The sequence below is a fragment of the Youngiibacter fragilis 232.1 genome (genome assembly GCF_000495435.3).
In the GTDB taxonomy this organism is placed as follows: Bacteria; Bacillota; Clostridia; order Clostridiales; family Clostridiaceae; genus Youngiibacter; species Youngiibacter fragilis.
In genome coordinates, this window is the sequence record NZ_AXUN02000203.1 from 1 (window position 1) to 21,131 (window position 21,131).

A 21,131-nucleotide genomic window follows, 5' to 3' on the forward strand; every position below is an offset into this window, starting at 1 on the left:
CACTTAAAACAGCGAAGCGCCGAATTTCAATTTCTGAATACAGGAATAATATCATTTTAAAAGGTGGTATGCTTATTGCTTCAGTCGTCGGTATAGAATCCAGATTGACCATGGTCATGGATGCAACCATTAGAGGATTTGAACTGTCTGAAGAGAATCTATCTATAGTTCTGAAGGATATACTTGAGATTCCCATTGAAGACGGCGTGACTATGACACTTGGTAAACTAGAAGTTATACGGGAAGAAGCTGAATATCCAGGAATTCGAGTTTCGATTGATGCTAAGTTTGACAAGACCCGGCAGACCATGAAACTCGATATTTCAACAGGCGATATTATTACACCAGATGCAATAGAATATGACTTCAAGCTGCTTCTTGAAGACCGTAAAATTAAGATTTTTGCATATAGTCTGGAGACAGTGTTTGCCGAGAAAATGGAGACAATCCTTTCAATGGGCACTACTACAACTAGAATGAGGGATTATTATGACATCCATACCTTGTCCTTATTGCATGGTAACAATCTTAATGAAGAGATGCTGAAAAAGGCTTTCCAGACAACTTCCTCACATAGAGGAAGTTTGGGTGTGCTGCTCGAAAATAGCAATCATTATATCAAAATGATTAATGAATCGGATGTGCTCAAGGTACTTTGGGGGCAATATCAGTCAAAATATGTATATGCATCTGAAATTGGTTGGCCTGATGTGATGAACAGCGTAAAATCGGTACATGATATCATCACTCATTCTTGACATTAAAGCTAACATCGAAAATTATTTTAGCACGAATGTCAAAAATAAAAATGGCCGCAGGGACATCTTAGGACTGTCCTGCGGCCATTTCCTATTACATCTATCCCCTGACCTTCAGCGAGATATCTATTATCCTTGTTATCAGGTCCTTGTAGCTAAGGCCGATGCCCTTTGCGCTCTTCGGGAAAAGCGAGGTCTTTGTCATTCCCGGAAGAGTATTTAGCTCCAGGAGGTAAGGCTTTCCATCGTTAAGGATGAAGTCTACCCTGGCATATACCGAGCACTTCAGTGCCTCATATGATACTTTGGCAAGTGAGTTGACCTCGTTCTTAAGCTCTTCTGGAAGCTCTATTATCTCCTCTATGGCTCCGCCTTCCTCGTATTTTGAGGTGAAGTCGAAGAATCCGCCCTTCTGAGGCTTTATCATGAGTGTAGGAAGCACTTCTCCGTCAAGGACAGGGACAGTGATCTCATCACCCTTCAGGAATCTTTCTATCATGACTTCGGTGTCGTACTTGAGCGCTTCCTCAAGTCCTTTCCTTGCCTCTTCGTAGCCATCGCAGATGAATGTGGCTACGGATGAGCCTCCGCTGTTGGGCTTGACAACTACCCTTGCTCCAAGCTCCGCCATGGATTCCCTGGTAAAGTCCTCCAATGACCTCGCTATCATCCAGTCAGCCGTCCTTACGCCCTTCTGCCTGAGGACTGTCTTTGCGATATCCTTGTCCATGCACATTGAGCTCGCAAGCACTCCGCAGCCTGAATAGGGGACTCCAAGGGCTTCAAGCACAGCCTGGACTGTTCCGTCCTCGCCGTACTTTCCGTGAAGTGCAAGAAGTGCAAAATCAAGCCCCTTCGCCTTCTCGAAAATGTCATCCCTTGAATCAAGCACTACCTCTACCGGGTCAAACCTTTCAGTATCAATGTTGGCAAGCATCTCCCTGCCTGACCTGAGTGAGATCTCCCTTTCACTGGATATCCCTCCCATAAGCACGCCTATCTTCATCTTCATATGTTCATCTCCTGTAAATTGGTTATTCTGTCAAAAATCCAGTCGGAAAACTTTATCGATGCAGTGCCGTATATTATGCCTCCCAGTATGTCGAGGACTACATGCTGCCTTATAAGCACCGTAGATACTATTATAAGCACCGAAACTATTATTGAAAAGACTTTCCAGCCTTTCGAATATACATGGCTCCTTATGACCGCAGCGCAGACCACGAAGGTAACCAGCACATGGATCGACGGAAAACAGTTGTATGGTTTGTCATACCCATAGGTGAGCCTTATGAGGTACAGGAATATCCCTTCTCCCGAGACATCAGGCCTTGTGACCGTCGACTGGAAGAAGTAGAAGGTCACGTATGAGGACAGATAGCCGATATCCAGTGCAAGGGCCGCCCTCTTGAACGTGTTCCAGTCATGGAAAAAAAGTATGAGCCCGAAAACTATTATGAAAGGATACCAGATGTCATAGAAGATTATGAAGGATGGCATGAATGGAAGCATCCTGTCAAGTCCTGTTGAAAGGTCCAGGACGTTTTCCGTCGGGTTGTTGAATAGAAAATACAAACTCGCTGAAGCGACCACAGAGAGGAGCAATAGCACCCTACCCCATGTGATCCCGTATTTTACTGTGCTTTGCCTTACCATATGCTGTCCTCCAAAATCATAAGTCTGATAGCTCGATCGCTACCCTCTCTCTGCTTATCTCATAGCTTTCCGGGCCATCACCGTCGTCATCAGCCTGGACATCCGGCAGTATGACTGAGAAATCCGAGCCCTTCTCAAGCTCGCTCATTACCTCGCAGCGTCCACCCATGATGTCAACAAGCTTGTCTACTATCGAAAGTCCGATTCCTGTGCCTTCATGGTCCCTTGTTGTCGATTTGTTCACCTGTATGAACCTGTCGAATATATCTTTCAACTTGTCCTGGGGGATACCTATTCCTGTATCGCTTACGCTTATCCTCACCTCATCGTCCTGCTCGGAAATCATGACCTTTATCTCACCACCTGGCGGTGTGAACTTTATCGCGTTAGACAGGAGGTTCAGGATAACCCTTTCAAGGCTGTCCTTGTCCAGGGCTATGTGCTTCTCTTCGAATTCAGTGTCGAATACTAGTTCAATACCCCTGCTCGAGGCATAAGGAACAACCGATGTGACAGTATCTTCAACAAGCCTCACGACGTCCATGTTGACCAGCTTGATGTTGTAGAACTTGGCATCGAACTTGGTAGAGTCAAGGATGTTGTTGACAAGCTTCAGAAGCCTGTAGGAGTTCTGCCTTATTATAGACTTGTACTCATCCTGCTTCTCCTCGTTGTTCCTGTGGAGGTCCATTACCTCAAGTGCAGAGAATATCACGTTGATTGGCGTCCTGAGCTCATGGGATATGTTGGCGAAGAACTCGTTCTTTACCTTCTCATGCTCCTGGGCCTGATAGAGCCTCCTGAGGTTACCCTCGTTTTCAATCCTCAGCTCATCGAGCTTCTTGGCATTTGTGACATTCCTCAGGAAAACAAGGATCTGCTTTGCCTTGCCATCTACCTTGATCAGCCTGAAATTAGGCTCCACATAAGTGACCTTTCCGTTTTCGCCATATATCTTGTAGGTATCCAGCTTGATTATGTCGTCAGCATATATGGTCTTCGCCAGCTTTTCAAGGCTGAAGTTGCCCTGTGTCTCGAAAAGCTTCCTAGTGATGTCATCACCCAGGTTCCTTCTCTTTACCTCATCAAACTCAGTGTATATGGCATCATTTGCCTCAAGGATCCTTCCGTTCTCTATGTCATAGACGAAAATGAAATCGGGGATAAGGTTGAAGAAAGACCTGTACTTGTTCTCGGATTTCGCAAGGGATTCCTGCATCACCCTGAAGGATGTTACATCCTTTGCATTTATGCAGAACACATTCTCATCCTCTGAGGGTATGTACACGACATCAAGTTCAAGTATGTGCTGCTTTCCCTCCAGGTCTATCTGGATGCTTGATGAGTAGTTCTTCCTCTCCTTTATCCTCCTTGCCTTCTCAATGAGATAATCCCTGAGTTCAGCCTGAAGCTCCTTGCCTGAATTACCGAAGTAAGACCTGTATTTCGGGTTTGAATAGACTATCTCAAACCTATCGTTTACGAATACCGATATAAGGTCGTTGTATTCCGCGGACTTGAAGAACATGAACAGGTTCTTCTTCAGGATATCTGACTTGTTTATGACCCTGTCCTTCTCCGCTATGCTTGCCATGAGAGTCACCAGAGTCGAAAGTATCGGAAGTGAAAAGGAGAATGTCTCAAAGACCTGTGCCGTTAGGTAATACGGAGCATATATCCTGTAGTAGAACATGCTGTAGTATACCTGTGAAAGGCTATAGAATATGGCACCTACCACAAACAATGAATTGAAGAGGTTCTGCTTCGTCTCCCTGGTGTTGTAGTACATGAATCCAAAGATTGGAATGGTTGCGAGTATGCATGCTTCGATATATGGTGCGGCAGCCGATGTGTAGTATATCTCCTGTATGATCCCCATGCTTACAGCAAGGGTATTAAGCAGAAGTATAACCATTCCAATTGCGAAAAGAACCACAAATTCCCAGCTTTTAAGTGTCCGGTCAGTATTCTCCATTACAAGCATGAACATGGAGAATATGATAAGAACCAGGAAAAGGCCTTTGAAATTGACGTTTATCTCCCTGTTTATTATGAACAGGTTATTGCCGTACTCAAGTATCCCTCCCCCGAAGAGAACCGCGGCAAGTACAAGCGAGTATTTCTTCCTCATGGCTATCGCATAGGTCAGGATGCACAGGGCAGATACCACGGAAAGCGTCAGCATTATGACATCCAGGCTTTCGCTCTGTATCACCGGGAAAACTGCAAGATAAACATCCACCGCCTTCCTTATGCCAAGGGCAAGGAATGCGGAGGATATAAGAACGAGCAGTGAATTTTTAATCTTTCTCTTTGCGTTCTCGCTCATTTTTCTTGCTAAGAAGCAGAAATGCCTCCATTCTCCTTGTAGTAGTCGCAGTGAAGCCTCAGAGGACATTCGCTGCACAGTGGCTTCCGCGCATGGCACAGCCTTCTTCCATGGAATATCAGCATATGGTGAGCCTTTGTCCAGACATTCCTGTCCAGACTTTTCATTAGAGCTTCTTCAGTCTTTTCAGGGGTATCAGCCTTTGCCATGCCCAGTCTGTTTGAGACCCTGAACACGTGGGTGTCGACGGCTATGGCAGGTACGCCGAAGCAGTTCGACATGACTACATTTGCTGTCTTCCTCCCTACCCCCGGAAGCCTGGTAAGCTCCTCCATTGTCTTTGGAACCTCACCTCCAAACTCATCGCGAAGCATCCTGAAAAGTCCCATGAGGTTCTTTGCCTTGCTCTTATAAAGTCCGATAACCCTTATGTATTCCTCAAGCTCCTCCTGGGTTATTTCCAGGAAGTCCTGAAGTGTTCCATATTCTCCGAAGAGGACGGATGTGACTTCATTGACCTTCTTGTCAGTGGTCTGTGAAGAGAGTACCGTAGCTACAAGAAGCTGGAACGGAGTCCCGTGGTCAAGCTCACATCTCGCGTCAGGATAGGTCCTCTCAAGTATCTCCATGATCTCCCTGTTCTTCTTTTTCATCCGGTAAATATCCCTCTCATCAGGCGTAGATTCCCCTGTATTCCCTGGGCAGCATGCTGGCGATGCTTATCATGATCGCATCCATGGAGCGCTTCTCGAAGTCTTCCTTTGATTCATCCTCCAGCTTCAATGGAAGATTGAACGGTTTGCCGATCGTCAGGCTTATGTTCCCCTTGTGGACCTTCTCAGCCCCCATTTCACCCTCCTGATTTATCGGAAGTACCTTGTCTGTTCCGGTCAGGGCCATGGGCACTATCGGAACCCCAGAAAGCCTTGCAATGAGAAGTATCCCTCTCTTCCCTTCCTGAAGCGAATATGACCTTGACCTGGTCCCCTCAGGGAAGATCATGATTGATTCGCCTGACTTCAGGTGACCGAGTATTGCCTTCATCGCTTCCTTGTCGGGTGAATTCGGCTTTATGTCAACACTCTTGAAAAGGTTCTTGAACAGTGATGTCAGTGACACATTGTCGAGCTTCATCCCTGCTACAAAGTAAGGATCCTGTCTCTTCAGCACCCGCCTGATAACAGGACCATCCAGGTTAGAAAGATGGTTGCAGACGAATATTGCCGGCACACCGGGTTCAGGAAGGTTCTCAGCTCCGTTTACCTTGATCGGTGCTACCCTCGTGAATACGTAATCCAGCACTTTCTCTGCAGCAAATTTCTGGACCTTCGGCGGAAGAACCATCGCAGTCTTAAGTAGTAAATTTCTGAACATATGCATACCCCTCATATATATCAATTATAAATTATATCTCTTTAAAAGTCTTTCCCTCATATCCTTCAGATACTCGGTATCAGCATATTCCTCACGGATCTCCATCCCCTTCGAAGCCAGTGCGATCATGGCATTCCTTTTAAGGAGCTTCTTGCCTCTCCAGCCTGATGATGTTTCCCTGTACTTGTTGAATGTCTTATTGTCCATGGCCATGATCTCGTTAAGGTCAGGGTCCCTCATGTAAGGAAGCGGCTGGAACAGGGAAACATGTGACCTCTCAGCGAACTTGTTCAGCGGGCATACCCTCTGGCATGTATCACAGCCGAAAAGCCTTCCCCTGAACAGGTCAATGTCCTCATCCTTAACCTTCTTGTCCTGGGTTATGTAAGACATGCACCTGCTTGTGTCATAGTATTCTCCATGAAGTATGGAGGTCGGACATGCCCTCTGGCAGATATCACATTCTCCGCATATCGTGTGTTTCAAGGCATCCTCAGGATCCCTTTCATCTGCTTCTGTCTCCCAGTCTGTAAGTATCTCACCAAGGAACACATAAGATCCGTATTTCCTTGTTATAAGCAGGTGGTTCCTGCCAATGGAGCCTGTCCCTGCCATATGTGCAATAAGCCTTTCAGGCAGGGCGTTATCATCACAGAACACCTCTGACCTGAAGCCATTGGCTGAAAGGACAGCTGAAACCTCCGAGAGCATACCCCTTACTACTGCATGATAATCCTTTCCCTGGGAATAAAGCGAAAAGTATGCCCCTTTCGATATATAAGAATCATAGTAGTAAGGAATGGCAAGGCTTATGACCGTCCTTACCCATGGCATCCCTAAAGTGAGGTCGGTCCTCAAATCAGCATCTGATTCCTCGAAGGTGGTTGATAGCTTCCTCTTCTCACGTTCGAGGAAGTATTCCCTGGAGCCTTCAAGCCTTCTCGCCTTTACAAAGCCATAATGCTCGATTCCAAGCTTCCTTATCCTGTCATGGAGTTCCTTCATTCCGCACCTCCCTGGTCGCTTACAACCATTATAACCAAAACCGCCTTAAAATGACACAGTCCCGCCAAAGTAGGGGTACGAAGGTACCTCAGCCAGGCGGGACTTAAGTTCACGGGAATCACCCGGACCCACATCATATGTAGTTGTAGTAGTATACCTTGAGGTTCGGGTCGTCCTTCTTCTTCTTTACGAGGATCTTAGCCGGGATTCCCACGGCTGTCGCTCCTTCAGGAACCTCATGGAGAACAACCGCATTCGAGCCTATCTTGGAATTGTCCCTGACCTTTATGGGACCCAGTACCTTGGCTCCGGCACCTATGATAACGTTGTTGCCTATGTCAGGATGCCTCTTCTTCTCAAGAGTGGATACTCCGCCAAGCGTAACCCCATGGTAGATCACACAGTCATCTCCGACGGTTGCTGTCTCCCCTATCACTACTCCCATCCCGTGGTCGATAAGCAGCCTCCTGCCTATCTTCGCACCGGGGTGGATCTCTATCCCGGTCAGGAACCTTGCTGTCTGGCTGAAGAGCCTCGCAAGGAAAAACCACCTGTTCCTATAGAGGCAATGGGCCATCCTGTGCCAGATTAGGGCATGTATGCACGGGTAAAGGAGAAGCACCTCAATGACGCTTCTCGCTGCCGGATCCTTCTTAACTATGTTCCTTGCATCCTCCATGATGGACTTCAACATTTGTTTCACCCTCTAATGCAGGCTTTATGGTTTAGTCGTAAAGCCCCATGCTTATGTATTTTTCACCGCCGTCTGGAGCTACAGTGACAACCTTCCTGCCTTTTCCAAGCTTCCTTGCAACCTCAAGTGCTGCAAATATGTTAGCTCCGGAGGATATGCCGACAAGCACCCCTTCCTTCTGGGAAAACTCCCTGGCAGTCTGGAACGCATCCTCATCCCTAACCTGGATGACCTCGCTCACAACATTCCCCCTGTAGTTTTCAGGTACGAACCCTGCACCTATACCCTGTATCTTGTGAGGACCTGCCTGTCCGCCTGAAATTACAGGTGAATTTGCAGGTTCCACCGCAACTATCTTTACACCAGTTCTTCTTTCAGCAATATAGGCAGACACTCCAGATATAGTACCTCCTGTTCCGACTCCTGCAACGAATGCATCAAGGTCCGGAATATCGTCGAAGATCTCCTTTCCTGTAGTCCGGTAGTGCATCTCGGGATTGGCCGCATTTTCGAACTGCTGTGGAACGAAAGCGATATCCCCAAGGTCTGATTTCAGAAGCATCGCCTTCTCGATGGCTCCCTTCATGCCCTTTGCACCTTCGGTCAGGACAAGCTCGGCACCATACGCCTTGATGAGGCTCCTTCTTTCAAGGCTCATCGTTTCAGGCATCACTATTACCACTCTGTAGCCCTTGGCCTTTCCTAGCATTGCAAGCGCTATACCGGTGTTCCCGCTGGTTGGCTCTATTATTATGGAGCCAGACTTGAGCTTTCCTTCCTTCTCCGCAGCCTCGATCATCCCCAATGCTGCCCTGTCCTTTATGCTTCCGCCCGGATTGTATTTCTCTAGCTTGACGTATACATCAGCCCTCTTACCGTCGTCAAAGGATGATACCTTCAGAAGAGGTGTACTTCCTACAAGCTCCATTACGCTTCCATATATCATGCCATTATTCCTTTCGGGTCATGACCCAATTATTTCCTAGTAAAACAGTAGGAATTCTTATTCCTATTATCCTAAAGCCTGGCTTCTTTGTCAACTGCGACATTCCTTGACAGTATCCTGGCAATGTCATGGACTGCCACGCCATATTCGATCCTGAAATTCAATTGAATGCAAGGCAGCCGACTATCTTGCAAGCCGGCTGCCCTCAGCATCTGTGTTACTTGTCCCTTCTCTTCTTCCACATCGGTGCAAGGAACTCATCTATGACATCGTGTATGTTCAAGACTCCCACGATCCTGCCATCATCGTCCACGACAGGTATGAGAAGAAGCTCGTACTTTATGGCCAGGTCCACTGCAGTTACCGAATGGTCTGAGACTTTTACGTTCTCAAGGGATGTGTCCATGATATCGGCAAGAAGCTTACCTCCATCCTCCACCAGGAGGTCCCTAAGGTTTATGAAGCCCTCAAGGACCGCATTCTCATCCTGTACGAATATGAAATATATCTCGTCATACTCAGGAGCCAGCTCCTTTAGGAGAGATACGGTGTCCTTCGCGGTGATATTCTTGTTGAACACGAAAAAGTCCTTTGACATGAGGGCTCCTGCCAGCTCTTCCTCATACTGCATAAGTTCCCTTACTTCAGCCTCATCATCATTTTCGAGGTTAAGGAGTATCTTCTCCCTTGTCTCGTCATCAAGGTCATCAAGGAAATCAGCGATCTCATCATTGGGCATCTTTTCAAGGAGTTCTGCAGCCTTCTCTTCACTCAGCCCTGATATTATCTTTGCCTGTACCTCAGGTTCCTCGATCTCCTCAAGGGTGTCTGCTGCAAGCTCTTCGTCAAGGCTTTCAAATATCTTGTTCCGATACTCGTGGTCTACTTCCTCAAGTATATCTGCAAGGTCAGCAGGATGCAGCGTGGATAGCTTAGCGTACGGGACGCTTATCTTAAGGTCCTTTCCTTTTCCCATATCGAACTCAACGTCATCCCAAAGGATAAGGGAGTCACCCGTCTTCTTGCCGATCAGCTTCAGATAGGCCCTGTAAATCCCCTCCATGTTCCTTCGCCTTCCAAGACCCATGGGGCTCTTGTCCACGGCTACGATCCTCAGGTCCCCTGATATCTGGGCAAGCCTGACATCATACGCCCTGAAGACCTTCTTCCCTTCCTCGTCTAGGATCTGCTTGTCCAAAAGGTTCTTCACAAGCATGAAGGAAAAGGTCCTGGGTATGATGTCCCTCGCTCCCTTTATCTTTATCTGCACATCCTTGCCGTCATCATAGAAGTCAATGTACTTGAACTCGAAGTTGTACTGTTCCTTGTTCCTCTCCACCACATAGCCTATTGCCTTGGGGTAGCCTTCCTCTGCGGCGAAGTATATGTCCTTGAGGTTCCCGACAACCTCATTGTACTCGTCGTATACCCTCCTGTTGAGTATCGAACTGAAATAGAGCAGATTCAATCTTTCCATACGTCTCTCCTTCTCCAAGGAGAAAAGATCTCCTCGGCTGTTATTCCTTTTTCCTACTGTCAGGCAGTGGTTCCAACTTTTTTCACTTCCTTTTCAAATTAAGCGTCAGTAAAGCCTTTTTTTGCAAAAAGTCTTAGCCTTTTTTGCAAAAAGTCTTACATCCTTATACATCATACTTCCTTGGCATTCCCTTTTCAACGGGAATCATCAGGTTGCGGTCCATACGGCCCTTTTACTTGCGGCAAGTTCATCCTCATTGACACCCATAACCAATATCGCATCAGGGATGCACTTTATCTTAAGAGGAAAATCAGGACCTTTCTCCCCGTCTATGTCGCTGACGAGGTTCCGGTCAGTGGTCTCAATGGTAAGCTCGTCGGTCTGGAAGTAGATGAGCCCTACCGGCTCCTCCAGATGCTCTCTCCTCAGGAACTTTATGAGGAGAGGAAATATCTCCCTCAAGGCTTCATCCTTGATAAGGATGACATCAAGCTTTCCGTCGTTCCCCCTTGCCTTGTATGCAAGCTCTATGTTTCCGGCTGTCCTTCCATTGAAGACAAGCACCATGAACATGCCGCCGTCATAGCTGCCGTCCTTTGATGTTATCCTTACATGGATCCTCCTGAAATTCGGGAGCTGCTCAAGGCCTTTCAGATAATACGCCAGTTTCCCTATGGAATTCTTCATGTCGTCATCCGTCTTCTGGGATACGTCTGTGAACAGGCCGGCACTTGCCACGTTTATGAAATACCTCTCGTTTATCATTCCAATATCCATTGGAACAGGGGCAGAGGAAAGTATCCTCTCGCATGCTGCAGAAAGGTCAGGCGGCATCCCTATGTATTTGCTGTAATCATTGGCCGTACCTGCAGGTAGGATTCCTATCGGAATCCTTAAGCCTGCCCTCATCATCTCATTGACAAGGAGGTCGACCGTTCCATCTCCTCCTGCCACTATGACATGGTCATAACCGTCGTTTATGTCAGACAGCGCTTCAATCATCCTGAAGCTTTCATCCAGTCTGGCTGTGACCAGCTGGTAGCCGTGCTTCTGATGTATCCTGATGATATCGTCAAGTTTGTCAATGACGATGCTCTCTCCCGCGCTGGGATTATAAAGGAGCTTTGCTTTCTTCAACTCCAATCACCTCGCTTTATATATTTATAATACCACTTGTGAAGGATATATGCCCAGTGGAATAATCATGCTGACTCAGGAATTTCCACATGCGGGAACATAAAAGTTTCACTTAAGCCCAAAATAGTTTATAATGAAGTATCGCATTAGAGCCGGAGGTAACAATGAACAGCGCACTGATTCCCAATATGATGACATTCCTAAACCTCACACTTGGGGTCATGTCCCTGATCAAGGGCGTGCAGGGCGACTATGCCACTGCAGGGCTATTCATACTTTCCGCCGGAATGGTGGACAGGTACGATGGCAGGATAGCGAGGGCGCTGGGCGCCGAATCGCCCCTTGGCAAGGAGCTTGACTCACTGTCAGACATGGTGTCCTTCGGGGTTGCACCTGCAATACTTGCATACTTCATGTTCAATCTCCATGAGCTCGGACTCATGGGACTTCTGCCGGTGATCCTGTTCCCCATAGCTGGAGCGTACAGGCTGGCAAGGTTCAATTCCTGTGATTTCGACGGAGTGTTCACTGGGATCCCCATAACACTGGCAGGCTGCATGCTGGCAATGCTGGCGCTGCTCCTCCGCAATAACCCGGACCTTAGGAGCCTTGTCGTCATAATGATGGTCGCTCTATCTTACCTTGAAGTCAGCACGATAAAATTCAAGAAATTCTGAATGAGGACAGGTTTATAGCCTGTCCTTTTTAATCCTTCCCACCGAAGATCCTCCTCGCGAGGACCTTTCCCGTTTCAGTACCTGCAAGTCCTCCGATTCCTGTCTCCCTGAGTGATTCAGGCATTGCCCTGCCAATCGAGTACATGGCTTCGACTGTGTCATCGAACGGGATCCTTGATTTCACTCCTGCCAGCACCATATCGGCTGCGCCAATGGCTGAAAGCACACCCTGTGCATTCCTTTTGGCGCAGGGGACTTCAACGAGCCCTGCTATGGGATCGCAGACAAGGCCAAGAGTGTTCTTGAACACAATGGCGCCTGCATCAAGGCACATCTCAGGAGTTCCACCCATCATCTGGACAATGGCGCAGGCAGCCATGGCCGCGGCTGAACCGCACTCCGCCTGACATCCGCCTTCAGCACCGGATATTGTTGCGTTCTGGGCAATTATTGCCCCCACCGCACCTGCAGCGAACAGACTTAGAATTATGTCATCCTCGCTGATACCATGCTCGTCCTTCAGTGTCATCACAGCTGCAGGTAGAATCCCGCACGCTCCAGCTGTGGGGCACGCGACGATCTTACCCATCGATGCGTTGACCTCTGAGCATGCAAGTGCATATGCCATGGCCCGCGTGGCAACGCTGCCTCCTACGCTTTTCCCTTTTTTCAGGTATTTTCCCATCCTGTATGCATCTCCACCAATAAGGCCTGATACGGATATCACTTCTTCAGATACTCCCTTTGATGTGGAGCCTTCCATTACCCTTAGCGCTTCCTTCATCTTATTCCATATATCTTCACGGGAGATCCCCGTCTCATCGGATTCCTGCCTTATCGCAAATTCACCTATGCTTATGCCCATGGCTTCACATGCTTCCACAAGTTCCTTACCGCTTGAAATGTTCATAAAGACCCTCCCTCATGTCGTGACCGGATAGCTTACCGAGTCCGAGGATACTGGCAGGAACCTTATCCCGCCTACCCCGGAGACTGCCTTCAGCTTTTCCAGAGTTTCTTCAGGTATGTTCTCGTCCGTCTCGAAGATTATTGTTGCATCTTTTCCTCTCTGGGACCTGAATACGGACATGAATGCAATGTTTATGCACGCCTCGTAAAGAAGCCTTGTGACATGGGCAACAACTCCCGGTGCATCGGTATGGGTAATGAGTAGTGTAGGGTAGTTCCCAGTGAACTGGACATCCTCATCCCCTATCCTCGTTATCAGTACAGCTCCGCCTCCTATTGACGAGCCGGTAACTGTCACGATTTCTCCATCTTCACGGGTCATGTCGATCCTGACAGTGTTAGGATGCACATCTCCAAGGCTTCCTTCCCTGAAGGTTATGGATATGCCGGCCTCCATTGCAAGGTCCATCGAGTCCCTCAGCCTGTCGTCATCCGGCAGCATGCCAAGGAGCCCCGCAACAAGGGCCCTGTCAGTGCCGTGGCCGCGATAGGTCTTGGAAAACGAACCGTGAAGGATAAAGTCTGCCTTTACGACCTCGCTTCCCGCAATCAGCCGTGCTATCCTTCCTATCCTTGCAGCTCCTGCTGTGTGTGAGCTGGACGGACCTATCATTACCGGACCAATAATGTCGAAAATGCCGTATTTCTTCTGCATGTTCACCAGACCTTTCTTCAGTATTCGTAGAAGCAGCTGCCTCCGATAAATTCCCTTAGTATGGAGTTTTCCGGAACCATCTCGTCCTTTATGTCCCTCACAAGAACCAGTATTGACGAGAGTCCCTTAGCCTCCTCATAAAGCAGGTTCGACTTGTCAATAGCCCGCAGTTCCTTGAGACAGTGCTTCTTAAGGACTGCAAGCTCATATAGGATAGTGGAGTTGAACATGGCGTCAGCCTCTTCCTGGTATGGGTATATATGCTCCTTTTCCCCTCTTGCGACCGACGGAAATATGCCAAGGGTTTCGGATGCCGAATAGCCTCTTGAGAGGATGTCACGAACCATCCTTCTCAGCTTCCTGACATCTGTTGTTGCTATCCTGTTGTGCCTGTCCATGTTCATGGCAGTGAGTGCGCTGATATAGACCTTGAATTTTGATTTTCTTGGGATTTCCGGCAGCAGAGCCGGATTCAGCCCATGGATACCCTCTATCATGAGGACCCCCCTTTCAGGAAGCCTTACGATATGTTCTGAAATAGTCCTCTTCCCGGTCCTGAAATCAAAATGCGGAAGAGCCACACCTTGCCCGTCTATCAGTTTGAGCACATGCTCCTGGAAGAGGTCAAGGTCAAGTGCCCTTAAGCTTTCAAAATCAAAGGAGCCGTCCGGATTCTTCGGTGTGTGCTCCCTGTCTACAAAATAATCATCCATACCTATCGCTACCGGTATGAGTCCGTTGACCCTGAGCTGTATGCCAAGCCTTTTCGTGAATGTTGTCTTCCCTGATGAGCTTGGTCCCGCGATCATTACGACCCTCACGTCCTTTTTTCCCGCAATCTCATCGGCAATGTACGCTATTTTCTTCTCATGCAGAGCCTCTGTCACCCTGATAAGGTCGAAGGCTTCACCGCCGATTATCTTTTCATTAAGGTATCCGATACTGTCTACACCGATGATCTCATCCCACTCCTGTGTCTCCCTGAAAATCCCGAACAGCTTGTCCTGCGGTTTGAATATTCCAAGTGACAACGGATCGTATACTGGTGGATACGTAAGGACAAAACCTCCCTTGTACGGTTCAAGGCCGAAGAGGCTTATGAGTCCTGTATTTATTGCCATCTTCCCATAAAAGTAGTCGTAGTGTCCAAGCAGCCTGTAGAGGGTGACTGACTCAAGTCCTGATTCCCTCAAAAGGTCTATCCTGTCCTCCATATGTTCCTTCCTGAAGATCTCAAAGGCCTCTTCCCTTGACAGCTTGACCTTCTCCAAAGGATGGCTGCCTTCAATGATCCTCTTCATCTCCACCTGGAGTCTTCCTATGAATTCCCCTGAAAGCTCAAGTCCAGGCATCCTGCAGTAGAGCCCTCTGCTTATGGAGTGCTCAATATACAGCTGATGTCCGGGGCAGATTGTCTTCACTGCCACAACAAGGATGAAGGACAGCGTCCTCTCATAAGCCTTGTTTCCATGGGAATCGGTAATGTATACGGGGAATACTTCCCCTTCCTTCCTTATTTCCTCATCAAGCTCGAAATATTCTCCTGCCTGTCTTGCAAGCATTGGTTTCAGCGGCCCGTCCTCATCCCTGAGGAGGTCCCTGTACCTGATCCCAGACTCCACGCTGATGTCAGAATCCCTGTATCTGAGTTTAAGCATAATACCGCCTCCAGTGCCCTTTCCTTGATTATAACCTAAACTTAGCACCCTGAGTCTATCCGAAGCTTAAAGTATCCTCCCCGAATCGCCTTTTTCACAAGGTTTCCATAATGTTAACAAGTATTTGACAGACTGTTTCTTCAAAATAATCTCATAAACCTGTACAGTTGTTGTGGAAGTATCCTTGGGATTGGATTATAATGGTATTGTAATTGTCCCTACGGGCACAAAATTGTCCCATACGAAAGGTGGTCAACAAATGGCATTAGTAACAACCAAAGAAATGTTCAGAAAGGCTTATGAAGGTAAATATTCCATCGGTGCGTTCAACATCAATGACATGGAGATCATACAGGGCGTAGTGAATGCGTGCAAATCAAGAAACTCTGCAGTAATACTTCAGGTTTCGACAGGAGCGCTGAAATATGCAGGTCCCGATTATCTCATGAATATGGTGGATGCGGCGATAAAGGAAACGGGAATCGACATCGCAGTACATCTTGACCACGGCCCGGACCTTGAGACAGTGAAGAAGGTAATAGAAGCCGGATTCACATCTGTAATGTTCGACGGGTCACACTATGACTTCGAGGAGAACGTGAGGCTTACGAAGGAAATAGTTGATTATGCCCATGCAAGAGGCGTAGTCGTTGAAGCTGAGCTTGGAGTGCTTGCAGGAGTAGAGGATGATGTCCAATCTGAAAAGCATGTCTACACCCAGCCAGATGAAGCAGTGGAATTCGTACAGAGGACCGGCTGCGATTCACTCGCGATAGCTATCGGAACCTCACATGGTGCGTTCAAGTTCGCAGGAACACCTGAGCTTAAGTTCGATATCCTTGAGGAGATCGGAAACAGACTGCCAGGTTACCCGATAGTACTCCACGGAGCATCAGCCGTAAGCCAGGAGCATGTGGCAACATGCAACCAGTTCGGCGGAGCCATAAAGGGAGCACAGGGAGTTCCGAAGGAAATGCTTAGGAAGGCCTCAGAGATGGCAGTGTGCAAGGTAAACATGGACACCGACATCAGGCTTGCAATGACAGCCGCTCTTAGGAAGTTCCTCGCTGAGAACCCATCGGAGTTCGATCCGAGAAAGTACATGGGAGCAGCCAGAAAAGAGATCCAGAAGCTTGTCGAAGAGAAGATCGACGATGTTCTTGGTTCAGCTAACAGCATGGCATAAGAAACAGGCTCTGATGAGGCATAACCTCATCAGAGCCTTCCTTTTCCAATCAATTTCAATTTTCATTTCCATTTTCCTTCATTATTTCCACATGTACATTTTTTCATAGGATGCAATCAGCCGGAAGCTTTCGCTTCCGGCTGTGCAGTTTACTCTTTAGTTATTCAAGCAATTCATCTTAAGTGTGCTTCACCTGGCAGTGGTTCTTTAGTTACTCACATCGCTCATCATTAGTACCGGGCTGCTCTGCCCTTCGTCCTTGGTATGTTCTAATCTATATTGGGGATGATTAGAAGGCTGTCTGTACCGGCACCTGCAATTTCTCAAGGCTGTGCTTGAGTCTGAAGAACTCGTCCTCGAGAGCGTTTATCTTCTTTTCGATAAGCTCCCTGGCGGTTGGCTTCACAGCTGCTCCAAGTTCGTGGGAAAGAGTAGTCAGTTCGTCGCTGATGTTGACAAGTCTCCTCACAGCATCGTATCCGTTCACTTTCATCTCTCCTTTTTTAAAGTCAATACGTTAGTATTGATCTGTAAATGCATATGGCAATTGCCTTATACTTGTTTACATGTGAATCATAGGGCAACCAGACAGTAAACACAAGTGGCCCATGAAAACTTTATGAAAATGAATAATGTATGCGTTTCAACGCTTTTTCATCGCAAAAGTAAAGGGTTGCATTTACCGGATGCGTTGCACAATTTGCAGTTTACATTGACTTATTACAAGAATCACATCGCAAAACCCTGCATAATTTCACTGACTAATGTATAATCAGGGTAACAGACAAGGGGTTGATCAGATGGAAATGGAAGTCAAGATCCTTGATATAGATATCGAGGATGTAAGGAAAAGGATGAAGGAAGCCGGCGCCATGCTTGTCAAGGATGAGGACCAGGAAAACAGGATATTTGACTTTCCTGACGGGAGGCTTCTTAAGGAAAGGGGTTATGCCAGGATACGCAGTGTCAGGGACAGAAGGGACGGAAGCATCCAGCATACCATGACAACCAAGCGGATGCTCTCACAGGAGAAGTACAAGGTCATGGACGAGCACGAGACCGTAATATCCTCAGGTGAGGAGGGCGAAGGCATCTTCCTTGCCCTGGGGCTTGAGCTGTCACATGTCATAAGGAAGTCCAGGGAGAGCTACAGGTACAAGGACACTTTGGTGGAGATAGACATCAACGAGAAGGAATTCTTCCCGGTACCCTACCTTGAGGTGGAGAGCGCCTCTGAGGATGAGCTTGAGGAAACGGTGAAGCTTCTCGGATATACGATGGCTGACGCTACCTCAAGGACCATGTATGAGATCATGCGTGACATGGGCCTTGTCAAGGGCGACGATTTCGGGTTTTAGGTTGACGGTAGGCAAAGGTTAGACTATAATTTTAACGATAAGCTTTGAACGGGAGTATTAGCGAAATTTACCTTTTAAGAGAACCTCCGGATGGTGCGAGGAGGCAAAGGGAAAGCGTGAACTCGCCCGGGAGCTCGGCCGAAAAAACGGCCGCGGGCAGGACCGTTATATCCTTTTTGAGAGGGGCAGCCTTGCCCAACTAGAGTGGTACCGCGGACATGTTCCGTCTCTTGACTGAGACGGGACTTTTTTTAATTTTAGGAGGAATATCATGGCAAACTATGGAAAGGCCACGGACATCAAGTGGCAAAGGACCTGGGAAGAATCTGGAAAATTCAAGTTCGACATCAACGGAAAAGGCGAAAAGCTGTATGTGCTGGAGATGTTCTCCTATCCTTCAGGCAGCAACCTGCATGCAGGGCACTGGTTCAATTACGGACCTACTGATTCATGGGCAAGGATGAAGAGGATGCAGGGCTACAATGTGTTCCAGCCGATGGGCTTCGACGCATTCGGACTGCCTGCTGAAAACTTCGCGATAAAGACCGGGATCCACCCCATGGACTCCACGCTGAAGAACATCGAGACCATGGAGAAGCAGCTAAGGTCAATGGGAGCAATGTTCAGCTGGGACAATGAGGTAATAACATGCCTTCCTGACTACTATAGATGGAATCAGTTCCTGTTCCTCAAGCTATACGAGAACGACCTGGCATACAGGAAGAACGCGCCTGTAAACTGGTGTCCGAGCTGCATGACAGTACTTGCCAATGAGCAGGTCGTTGATGGAGCATGCGAAAGGTGCGGAGCGCTTGTAACCAAGAAGGACCTGACACAGTGGTTCTTCAGGATAACCAAGTATGCAGACGAGCTCCTTGAAGACCTTGAAGGCCTGGACTGGCCTGAAAAGACCAAGGCCATGCAGAGGCATTGGATCGGGAGGTCATACGGTTCAACTGTCAATTTCAAGGTCAAGGATACAGAACTCGATTTCTCAGTCTTCACCACAAGGGTCGATACGCTATTCGGGGCAACCTATGTCACACTTGCACCAGAGAACGACCTGGTCCTTAAGATAACCACTCCAGGCCAGCTTGCAGAAGTGGAAGCGTACATAGAGAACGCAAGAAGCCAGTCTGACATCGAAAGGCAGTCCCTCACAAGGGAGAAGACCGGAGTGTTCACAGGCTCCTATGCCATAAACCCTATAAACGGCAGGGCTATCCCGATATGGATCGGAGACTATGTCCTCAACACCTATGGAACGGGTGCCGTAATGGCTGTCCCTGCACATGATGAAAGGGACTACGACTTCGCCATCAAGTACAACCTCGAAATCGAGAGGGTAATCCTCGGAGGAGATGGACTTCCATTCTGCGAGGATGGGGAGATGACGAATTCAGGCAGCTTCAACGGATTCGCCGGGGATGAGGCCCGTGACAAGGTAACTGATTACCTTGCATCAATAGGAATGGGAGAAAAGAAGGTAAACTACAGGCTGAGGGACTGGCTGGTCTCAAGGCAGAGATACTGGGGAACCCCGATTCCGATGGTATACTGCGACAAGTGCGGAGTGGTTCCGGTTCCTGAAAAGGACCTGCCGGTAGAGCTTCCTTACGATGTCGAGTTCACACCGGATGGAAAGAGCCCTCTCGCAAAGAGCGAGAAATTCATGAACACTACCTGCCCGCACTGCGGAGGCCCGGCAGAGAGGGATCCTGACACTCTTGATACCTTCGTCTGCTCATCCTGGTATTACCTGAGATATGTGGACAACAAGAACGGCAATGAGATGTTCAGCAAGGACATGGTGAACAGGATGCTGCCTGTCGACAAGTATGTTGGCGGACCTGAGCATGCGGTTATGCACCTGCTCTATGCCAGGTTCATAACAAAGGCGCTCAGGGACATGGGGTACCTTGACTTCAACGAGCCGTTCCAGTCGCTTACACATCAGGGGCTGATACTCGGGTCGGACGGACAGAAGATGTCCAAGTCAAAGGGCAACACAATAACACCTGACCACTACATCGAGCAGTACGGCTCCGACGTATTCAGACTTTACCTTATGTTCGGATTCGCATATTCTGAAGGCGGAGCATGGTCTGACGATGGAATAAAGTCCATAGCGAGATATGTGGACAGGATAGAGAGGAACTTCCAGACATCCCTTGAGCTGATGGAATCAGCGACGAGGACTGAAACCGGAAAGAGGGAAAAGGAGCTTCTGTACTGGAGAGCCAATGCAATAAAGGGAGCAACAGAAGACGCATCCAAGATGCAGTTCAATACCACGATCGCAAGGACCATGGAGCTCATGAACGCTATAGGAAAGTATATCCAGGACGGCGATGTCAACAAGGAAGTCCTCATTGATGTACTTAAGGACTATACAAGGATAATCGCACCGTTTGCCCCCCACTTCTCCGAAGAGCTCTGGCAGCTTCTGGGAATGGATTTCACCATATTCGATGAAGCATGGCCGGTATGGGATGAATCAGCGCTCATCAAGGATGAAATCGAGATTGCAATCCAGGTCAACGGAAAGATCAGAGGAAGGATCATGGTACCATCAGACGCCACAGAAGACATGATAAAGGAAATGTCCCTTGCCGCTGACTTCACAAGGTCAGCTACAGATGGAAAATCCATAATGAAGGTCATCGTAGTCAGGGGAAGCCTTGTAAACATTGTGGTCAAGTAACCGGAACTTCAAATTGGCAATGGAAGGTTTGAAAGCTCCATGCGGATTATCCCGCATGGAGCTTCTTCTTATGAAAACAATCTTCCATCTGCATGTTCAGTCTGCCACTTCTCAGCTTCCCGTCCAGTTCAGTACCTCAGCATATCTACAGCATGGCCAAGGAGCATTAAAGGATGCCTGTATATCATCTTAGGGCCTACAGTCCTCATGACAAGCCTTATCCTCTGCCTGAACTCATCCTTGTAGCAGTGAACGGTACATCTTCCGCAAACCTTCTTCTTCTCACCGAACCTGCAGGTCGTGAGCCTCTTTTTTGAGTAGCTTAGAAGTTCCCGGCATTCATCGCAGAGGGCATTGGTTCCGTGCCCTTCATCCTTGCAGTAAATATGGACCATAGTCTCCAGAGTCTTCAGTTCCCTTCTGATCCTGTCACCCATAAACCTCACGCTCCCGTATCTTCTGGAATACCGTAACATGTGTGCCCCTGATTCAAGGATACCCTTAATACGTAAGATTTACCAGGAAAAATCAGATTGACTGTCTGCCAG

General features: G+C 48.0%; 20 protein-coding genes and 1 other annotated feature. Of the genes, 5 read left to right on the top strand and 15 right to left on the bottom strand.

Features of this window, described 5'->3' with window-relative positions; translation table 11 throughout:
• The coding region (locus tag T472_RS15135; protein WP_023863688.1) for a nucleotidyl transferase AbiEii/AbiGii toxin family protein at positions 1 to 758 on the top strand (758 nt) is incomplete at its 5' end.
• A gap of 100 nt (positions 759 to 858) precedes the next feature.
• Here the strand turns inward: T472_RS15135 and T472_RS15140 are convergent.
• From T472_RS15140 to T472_RS15185, 10 genes are all read right to left on the bottom strand, one after another.
• A complete protein-coding gene (locus T472_RS15140; protein ID WP_040907873.1) occupies positions 859 to 1,764 on the bottom strand; it encodes a D-alanine--D-alanine ligase in 906 nt (301 codons plus the stop codon).
• Positions 1,765 to 1,766: 2 nt separating this feature from the next.
• Complete coding sequence (locus T472_RS15145; protein WP_023385602.1) at positions 1,767 to 2,414, bottom strand: phosphatase PAP2 family protein; 648 nt, start codon at positions 2,412 to 2,414, stop codon at positions 1,767 to 1,769.
• A gap of 16 nt (positions 2,415 to 2,430) precedes the next feature.
• A complete protein-coding gene (locus T472_RS15150; RefSeq protein WP_023385604.1) occupies positions 2,431 to 4,743 on the bottom strand; it encodes a sensor histidine kinase in 2,313 nt (770 codons plus the stop codon).
• Between the two features lie 8 nt (positions 4,744 to 4,751).
• The gene (nth, locus tag T472_RS15155; RefSeq protein WP_023385606.1) at positions 4,752 to 5,396 is read right to left on the bottom strand and encodes an endonuclease III; all 645 of its coding nucleotides are present in this window, start codon (positions 5,394 to 5,396) and stop codon (positions 4,752 to 4,754) included.
• Positions 5,397 to 5,415: 19 nt separating this feature from the next.
• Positions 5,416 to 6,117 carry a lysophospholipid acyltransferase family protein gene (locus T472_RS15160; protein ID WP_023385609.1) on the bottom strand — a complete coding sequence of 234 codons (702 nt, stop codon included), beginning with the start codon at positions 6,115 to 6,117 and terminating at the stop codon, positions 5,416 to 5,418.
• Between the two features lie 24 nt (positions 6,118 to 6,141).
• Positions 6,142 to 7,122, bottom strand: coding sequence for a tRNA epoxyqueuosine(34) reductase QueG (queG, locus tag T472_RS15165; protein WP_023385611.1), 981 nt, complete (start codon positions 7,120 to 7,122; stop codon positions 6,142 to 6,144).
• 133 nt (positions 7,123 to 7,255) lie between these two features.
• Positions 7,256 to 7,816 carry a serine O-acetyltransferase EpsC gene (gene epsC, locus T472_RS15170; RefSeq protein WP_023385613.1) on the bottom strand — a complete coding sequence of 187 codons (561 nt, stop codon included), beginning with the start codon at positions 7,814 to 7,816 and terminating at the stop codon, positions 7,256 to 7,258.
• A 31-nt stretch (positions 7,817 to 7,847) separates the two neighbouring features.
• On the bottom strand, positions 7,848 to 8,762 hold the full coding sequence (gene cysK, locus T472_RS15175; RefSeq protein WP_023385615.1) for a cysteine synthase A: 915 nt from the start codon (positions 8,760 to 8,762) through the stop codon (positions 7,848 to 7,850).
• A 217-nt stretch (positions 8,763 to 8,979) separates the two neighbouring features.
• Complete coding sequence (locus T472_RS15180) at positions 8,980 to 10,239, bottom strand: magnesium transporter MgtE N-terminal domain-containing protein (protein ID WP_023863689.1); 1,260 nt, start codon at positions 10,237 to 10,239, stop codon at positions 8,980 to 8,982.
• A 207-nt stretch (positions 10,240 to 10,446) separates the two neighbouring features.
• Positions 10,447 to 11,376: a YegS/Rv2252/BmrU family lipid kinase gene (locus T472_RS15185; protein WP_023388760.1), complete on the bottom strand. Its 930-nt coding sequence runs from the start codon at positions 11,374 to 11,376 to the stop codon at positions 10,447 to 10,449.
• Positions 11,377 to 11,540: 164 nt separating this feature from the next.
• Between T472_RS15185 and pssA the strand changes: the two genes are divergently transcribed.
• Positions 11,541 to 12,053 (top strand): CDP-diacylglycerol--serine O-phosphatidyltransferase, encoded by a 513-nt coding sequence (gene pssA, locus T472_RS15190; RefSeq protein ID WP_023388759.1) that lies wholly within the window; start codon positions 11,541 to 11,543, stop codon positions 12,051 to 12,053.
• A gap of 28 nt (positions 12,054 to 12,081) precedes the next feature.
• Here pssA and sdaAA read toward each other — a convergent pair whose 3' ends face one another.
• From sdaAA to T472_RS15205, 3 genes are read right to left on the bottom strand one after another with little or no spacing between them, the layout of a single operon-like run.
• Entirely contained in the window at positions 12,082 to 12,963 is an 882-nt protein-coding gene (gene sdaAA / locus T472_RS15195; RefSeq protein ID WP_023388758.1) for an L-serine ammonia-lyase, iron-sulfur-dependent, subunit alpha, read from the bottom strand.
• 12 nt (positions 12,964 to 12,975) lie between these two features.
• Positions 12,976 to 13,677, bottom strand: coding sequence for an L-serine ammonia-lyase, iron-sulfur-dependent subunit beta (gene sdaAB / locus T472_RS15200; protein ID WP_040907880.1), 702 nt, complete (start codon positions 13,675 to 13,677; stop codon positions 12,976 to 12,978).
• Positions 13,678 to 13,694: 17 nt separating this feature from the next.
• Positions 13,695 to 15,335, bottom strand: coding sequence for a nucleoside kinase (locus T472_RS15205; protein WP_023388756.1), 1,641 nt, complete (start codon positions 15,333 to 15,335; stop codon positions 13,695 to 13,697).
• Between the two features lie 259 nt (positions 15,336 to 15,594).
• Between T472_RS15205 and fba the strand changes: the two genes are divergently transcribed.
• Positions 15,595 to 16,521 (top strand): class II fructose-1,6-bisphosphate aldolase, encoded by a 927-nt coding sequence (gene fba / locus T472_RS15210; RefSeq protein WP_023388755.1) that lies wholly within the window; start codon positions 15,595 to 15,597, stop codon positions 16,519 to 16,521.
• 289 nt (positions 16,522 to 16,810) lie between these two features.
• Here the strand turns inward: fba and T472_RS15215 are convergent, their stop codons facing one another.
• Entirely contained in the window at positions 16,811 to 17,008 is a 198-nt protein-coding gene (locus T472_RS15215; RefSeq protein ID WP_023388754.1) for a hypothetical protein, read from the bottom strand.
• 313 nt (positions 17,009 to 17,321) lie between these two features.
• On the opposite strand from T472_RS15215, the gene T472_RS15220 reads away from it, so the two are divergent.
• Entirely contained in the window at positions 17,322 to 17,879 is a 558-nt protein-coding gene (locus tag T472_RS15220; RefSeq protein ID WP_023388753.1) for a class IV adenylate cyclase, read from the top strand.
• 35 nt (positions 17,880 to 17,914) lie between these two features.
• Positions 17,915 to 18,113 (top strand) — a binding site (T-box leader).
• A 37-nt stretch (positions 18,114 to 18,150) separates the two neighbouring features.
• Positions 18,151 to 20,583: a leucine--tRNA ligase gene (gene leuS, locus T472_RS15225; RefSeq protein ID WP_023388752.1), complete on the top strand. Its 2,433-nt coding sequence runs from the start codon at positions 18,151 to 18,153 to the stop codon at positions 20,581 to 20,583.
• A gap of 128 nt (positions 20,584 to 20,711) precedes the next feature.
• Here leuS and T472_RS15230 read toward each other — a convergent pair whose 3' ends face one another.
• A complete protein-coding gene (locus T472_RS15230; RefSeq protein WP_023388751.1) occupies positions 20,712 to 21,020 on the bottom strand; it encodes a nitrous oxide-stimulated promoter family protein in 309 nt (102 codons plus the stop codon).
• Between the last annotated feature and the right edge of the window lie 111 nt (positions 21,021 to 21,131).

Bases quoted from the DNA above. Each gene is read 5' to 3' on its own strand.
- T472_RS15140 (WP_040907873.1), bottom strand. From the start codon at position 1,764: ATGAAGATAGGCGTGCTTATGGGAGGGATATCCAGTGAAAGGGAGATC.
- T472_RS15145 (WP_023385602.1), bottom strand. From the start codon at position 2,414: ATGGTAAGGCAAAGCACAGTAAAATACGGGATCACATGGGGTAGGGTG.
- T472_RS15150 (WP_023385604.1), bottom strand. From the start codon at position 4,743: ATGAGCGAGAACGCAAAGAGAAAGATTAAAAATTCACTGCTCGTTCTT.
- nth (WP_023385606.1), bottom strand. From the start codon at position 5,396: ATGAAAAAGAAGAACAGGGAGATCATGGAGATACTTGAGAGGACCTAT.
- T472_RS15160 (WP_023385609.1), bottom strand. From the start codon at position 6,117: ATGTTCAGAAATTTACTACTTAAGACTGCGATGGTTCTTCCGCCGAAG.
- queG (WP_023385611.1), bottom strand. From the start codon at position 7,122: ATGAAGGAACTCCATGACAGGATAAGGAAGCTTGGAATCGAGCATTAT.
- epsC (WP_023385613.1), bottom strand. From the start codon at position 7,816: ATGTTGAAGTCCATCATGGAGGATGCAAGGAACATAGTTAAGAAGGAT.
- cysK (WP_023385615.1), bottom strand. From the start codon at position 8,762: ATGATATATGGAAGCGTAATGGAGCTTGTAGGAAGTACACCTCTTCTG.
- T472_RS15180 (WP_023863689.1), bottom strand. From the start codon at position 10,239: ATGGAAAGATTGAATCTGCTCTATTTCAGTTCGATACTCAACAGGAGG.
- pssA (WP_023388759.1), top strand. From the start codon at position 11,541: ATGAACAGCGCACTGATTCCCAATATGATGACATTCCTAAACCTCACA.
- sdaAA (WP_023388758.1), bottom strand. From the start codon at position 12,963: ATGAACATTTCAAGCGGTAAGGAACTTGTGGAAGCATGTGAAGCCATG.
- sdaAB (WP_040907880.1), bottom strand. From the start codon at position 13,677: ATGCAGAAGAAATACGGCATTTTCGACATTATTGGTCCGGTAATGATA.
- T472_RS15205 (WP_023388756.1), bottom strand. From the start codon at position 15,335: ATGCTTAAACTCAGATACAGGGATTCTGACATCAGCGTGGAGTCTGGG.
- fba (WP_023388755.1), top strand. From the start codon at position 15,595: ATGGCATTAGTAACAACCAAAGAAATGTTCAGAAAGGCTTATGAAGGT.
- T472_RS15220 (WP_023388753.1), top strand. From the start codon at position 17,322: ATGGAAATGGAAGTCAAGATCCTTGATATAGATATCGAGGATGTAAGG.
- leuS (WP_023388752.1), top strand. From the start codon at position 18,151: ATGGCAAACTATGGAAAGGCCACGGACATCAAGTGGCAAAGGACCTGG.
- T472_RS15230 (WP_023388751.1), bottom strand. From the start codon at position 21,020: ATGGGTGACAGGATCAGAAGGGAACTGAAGACTCTGGAGACTATGGTC.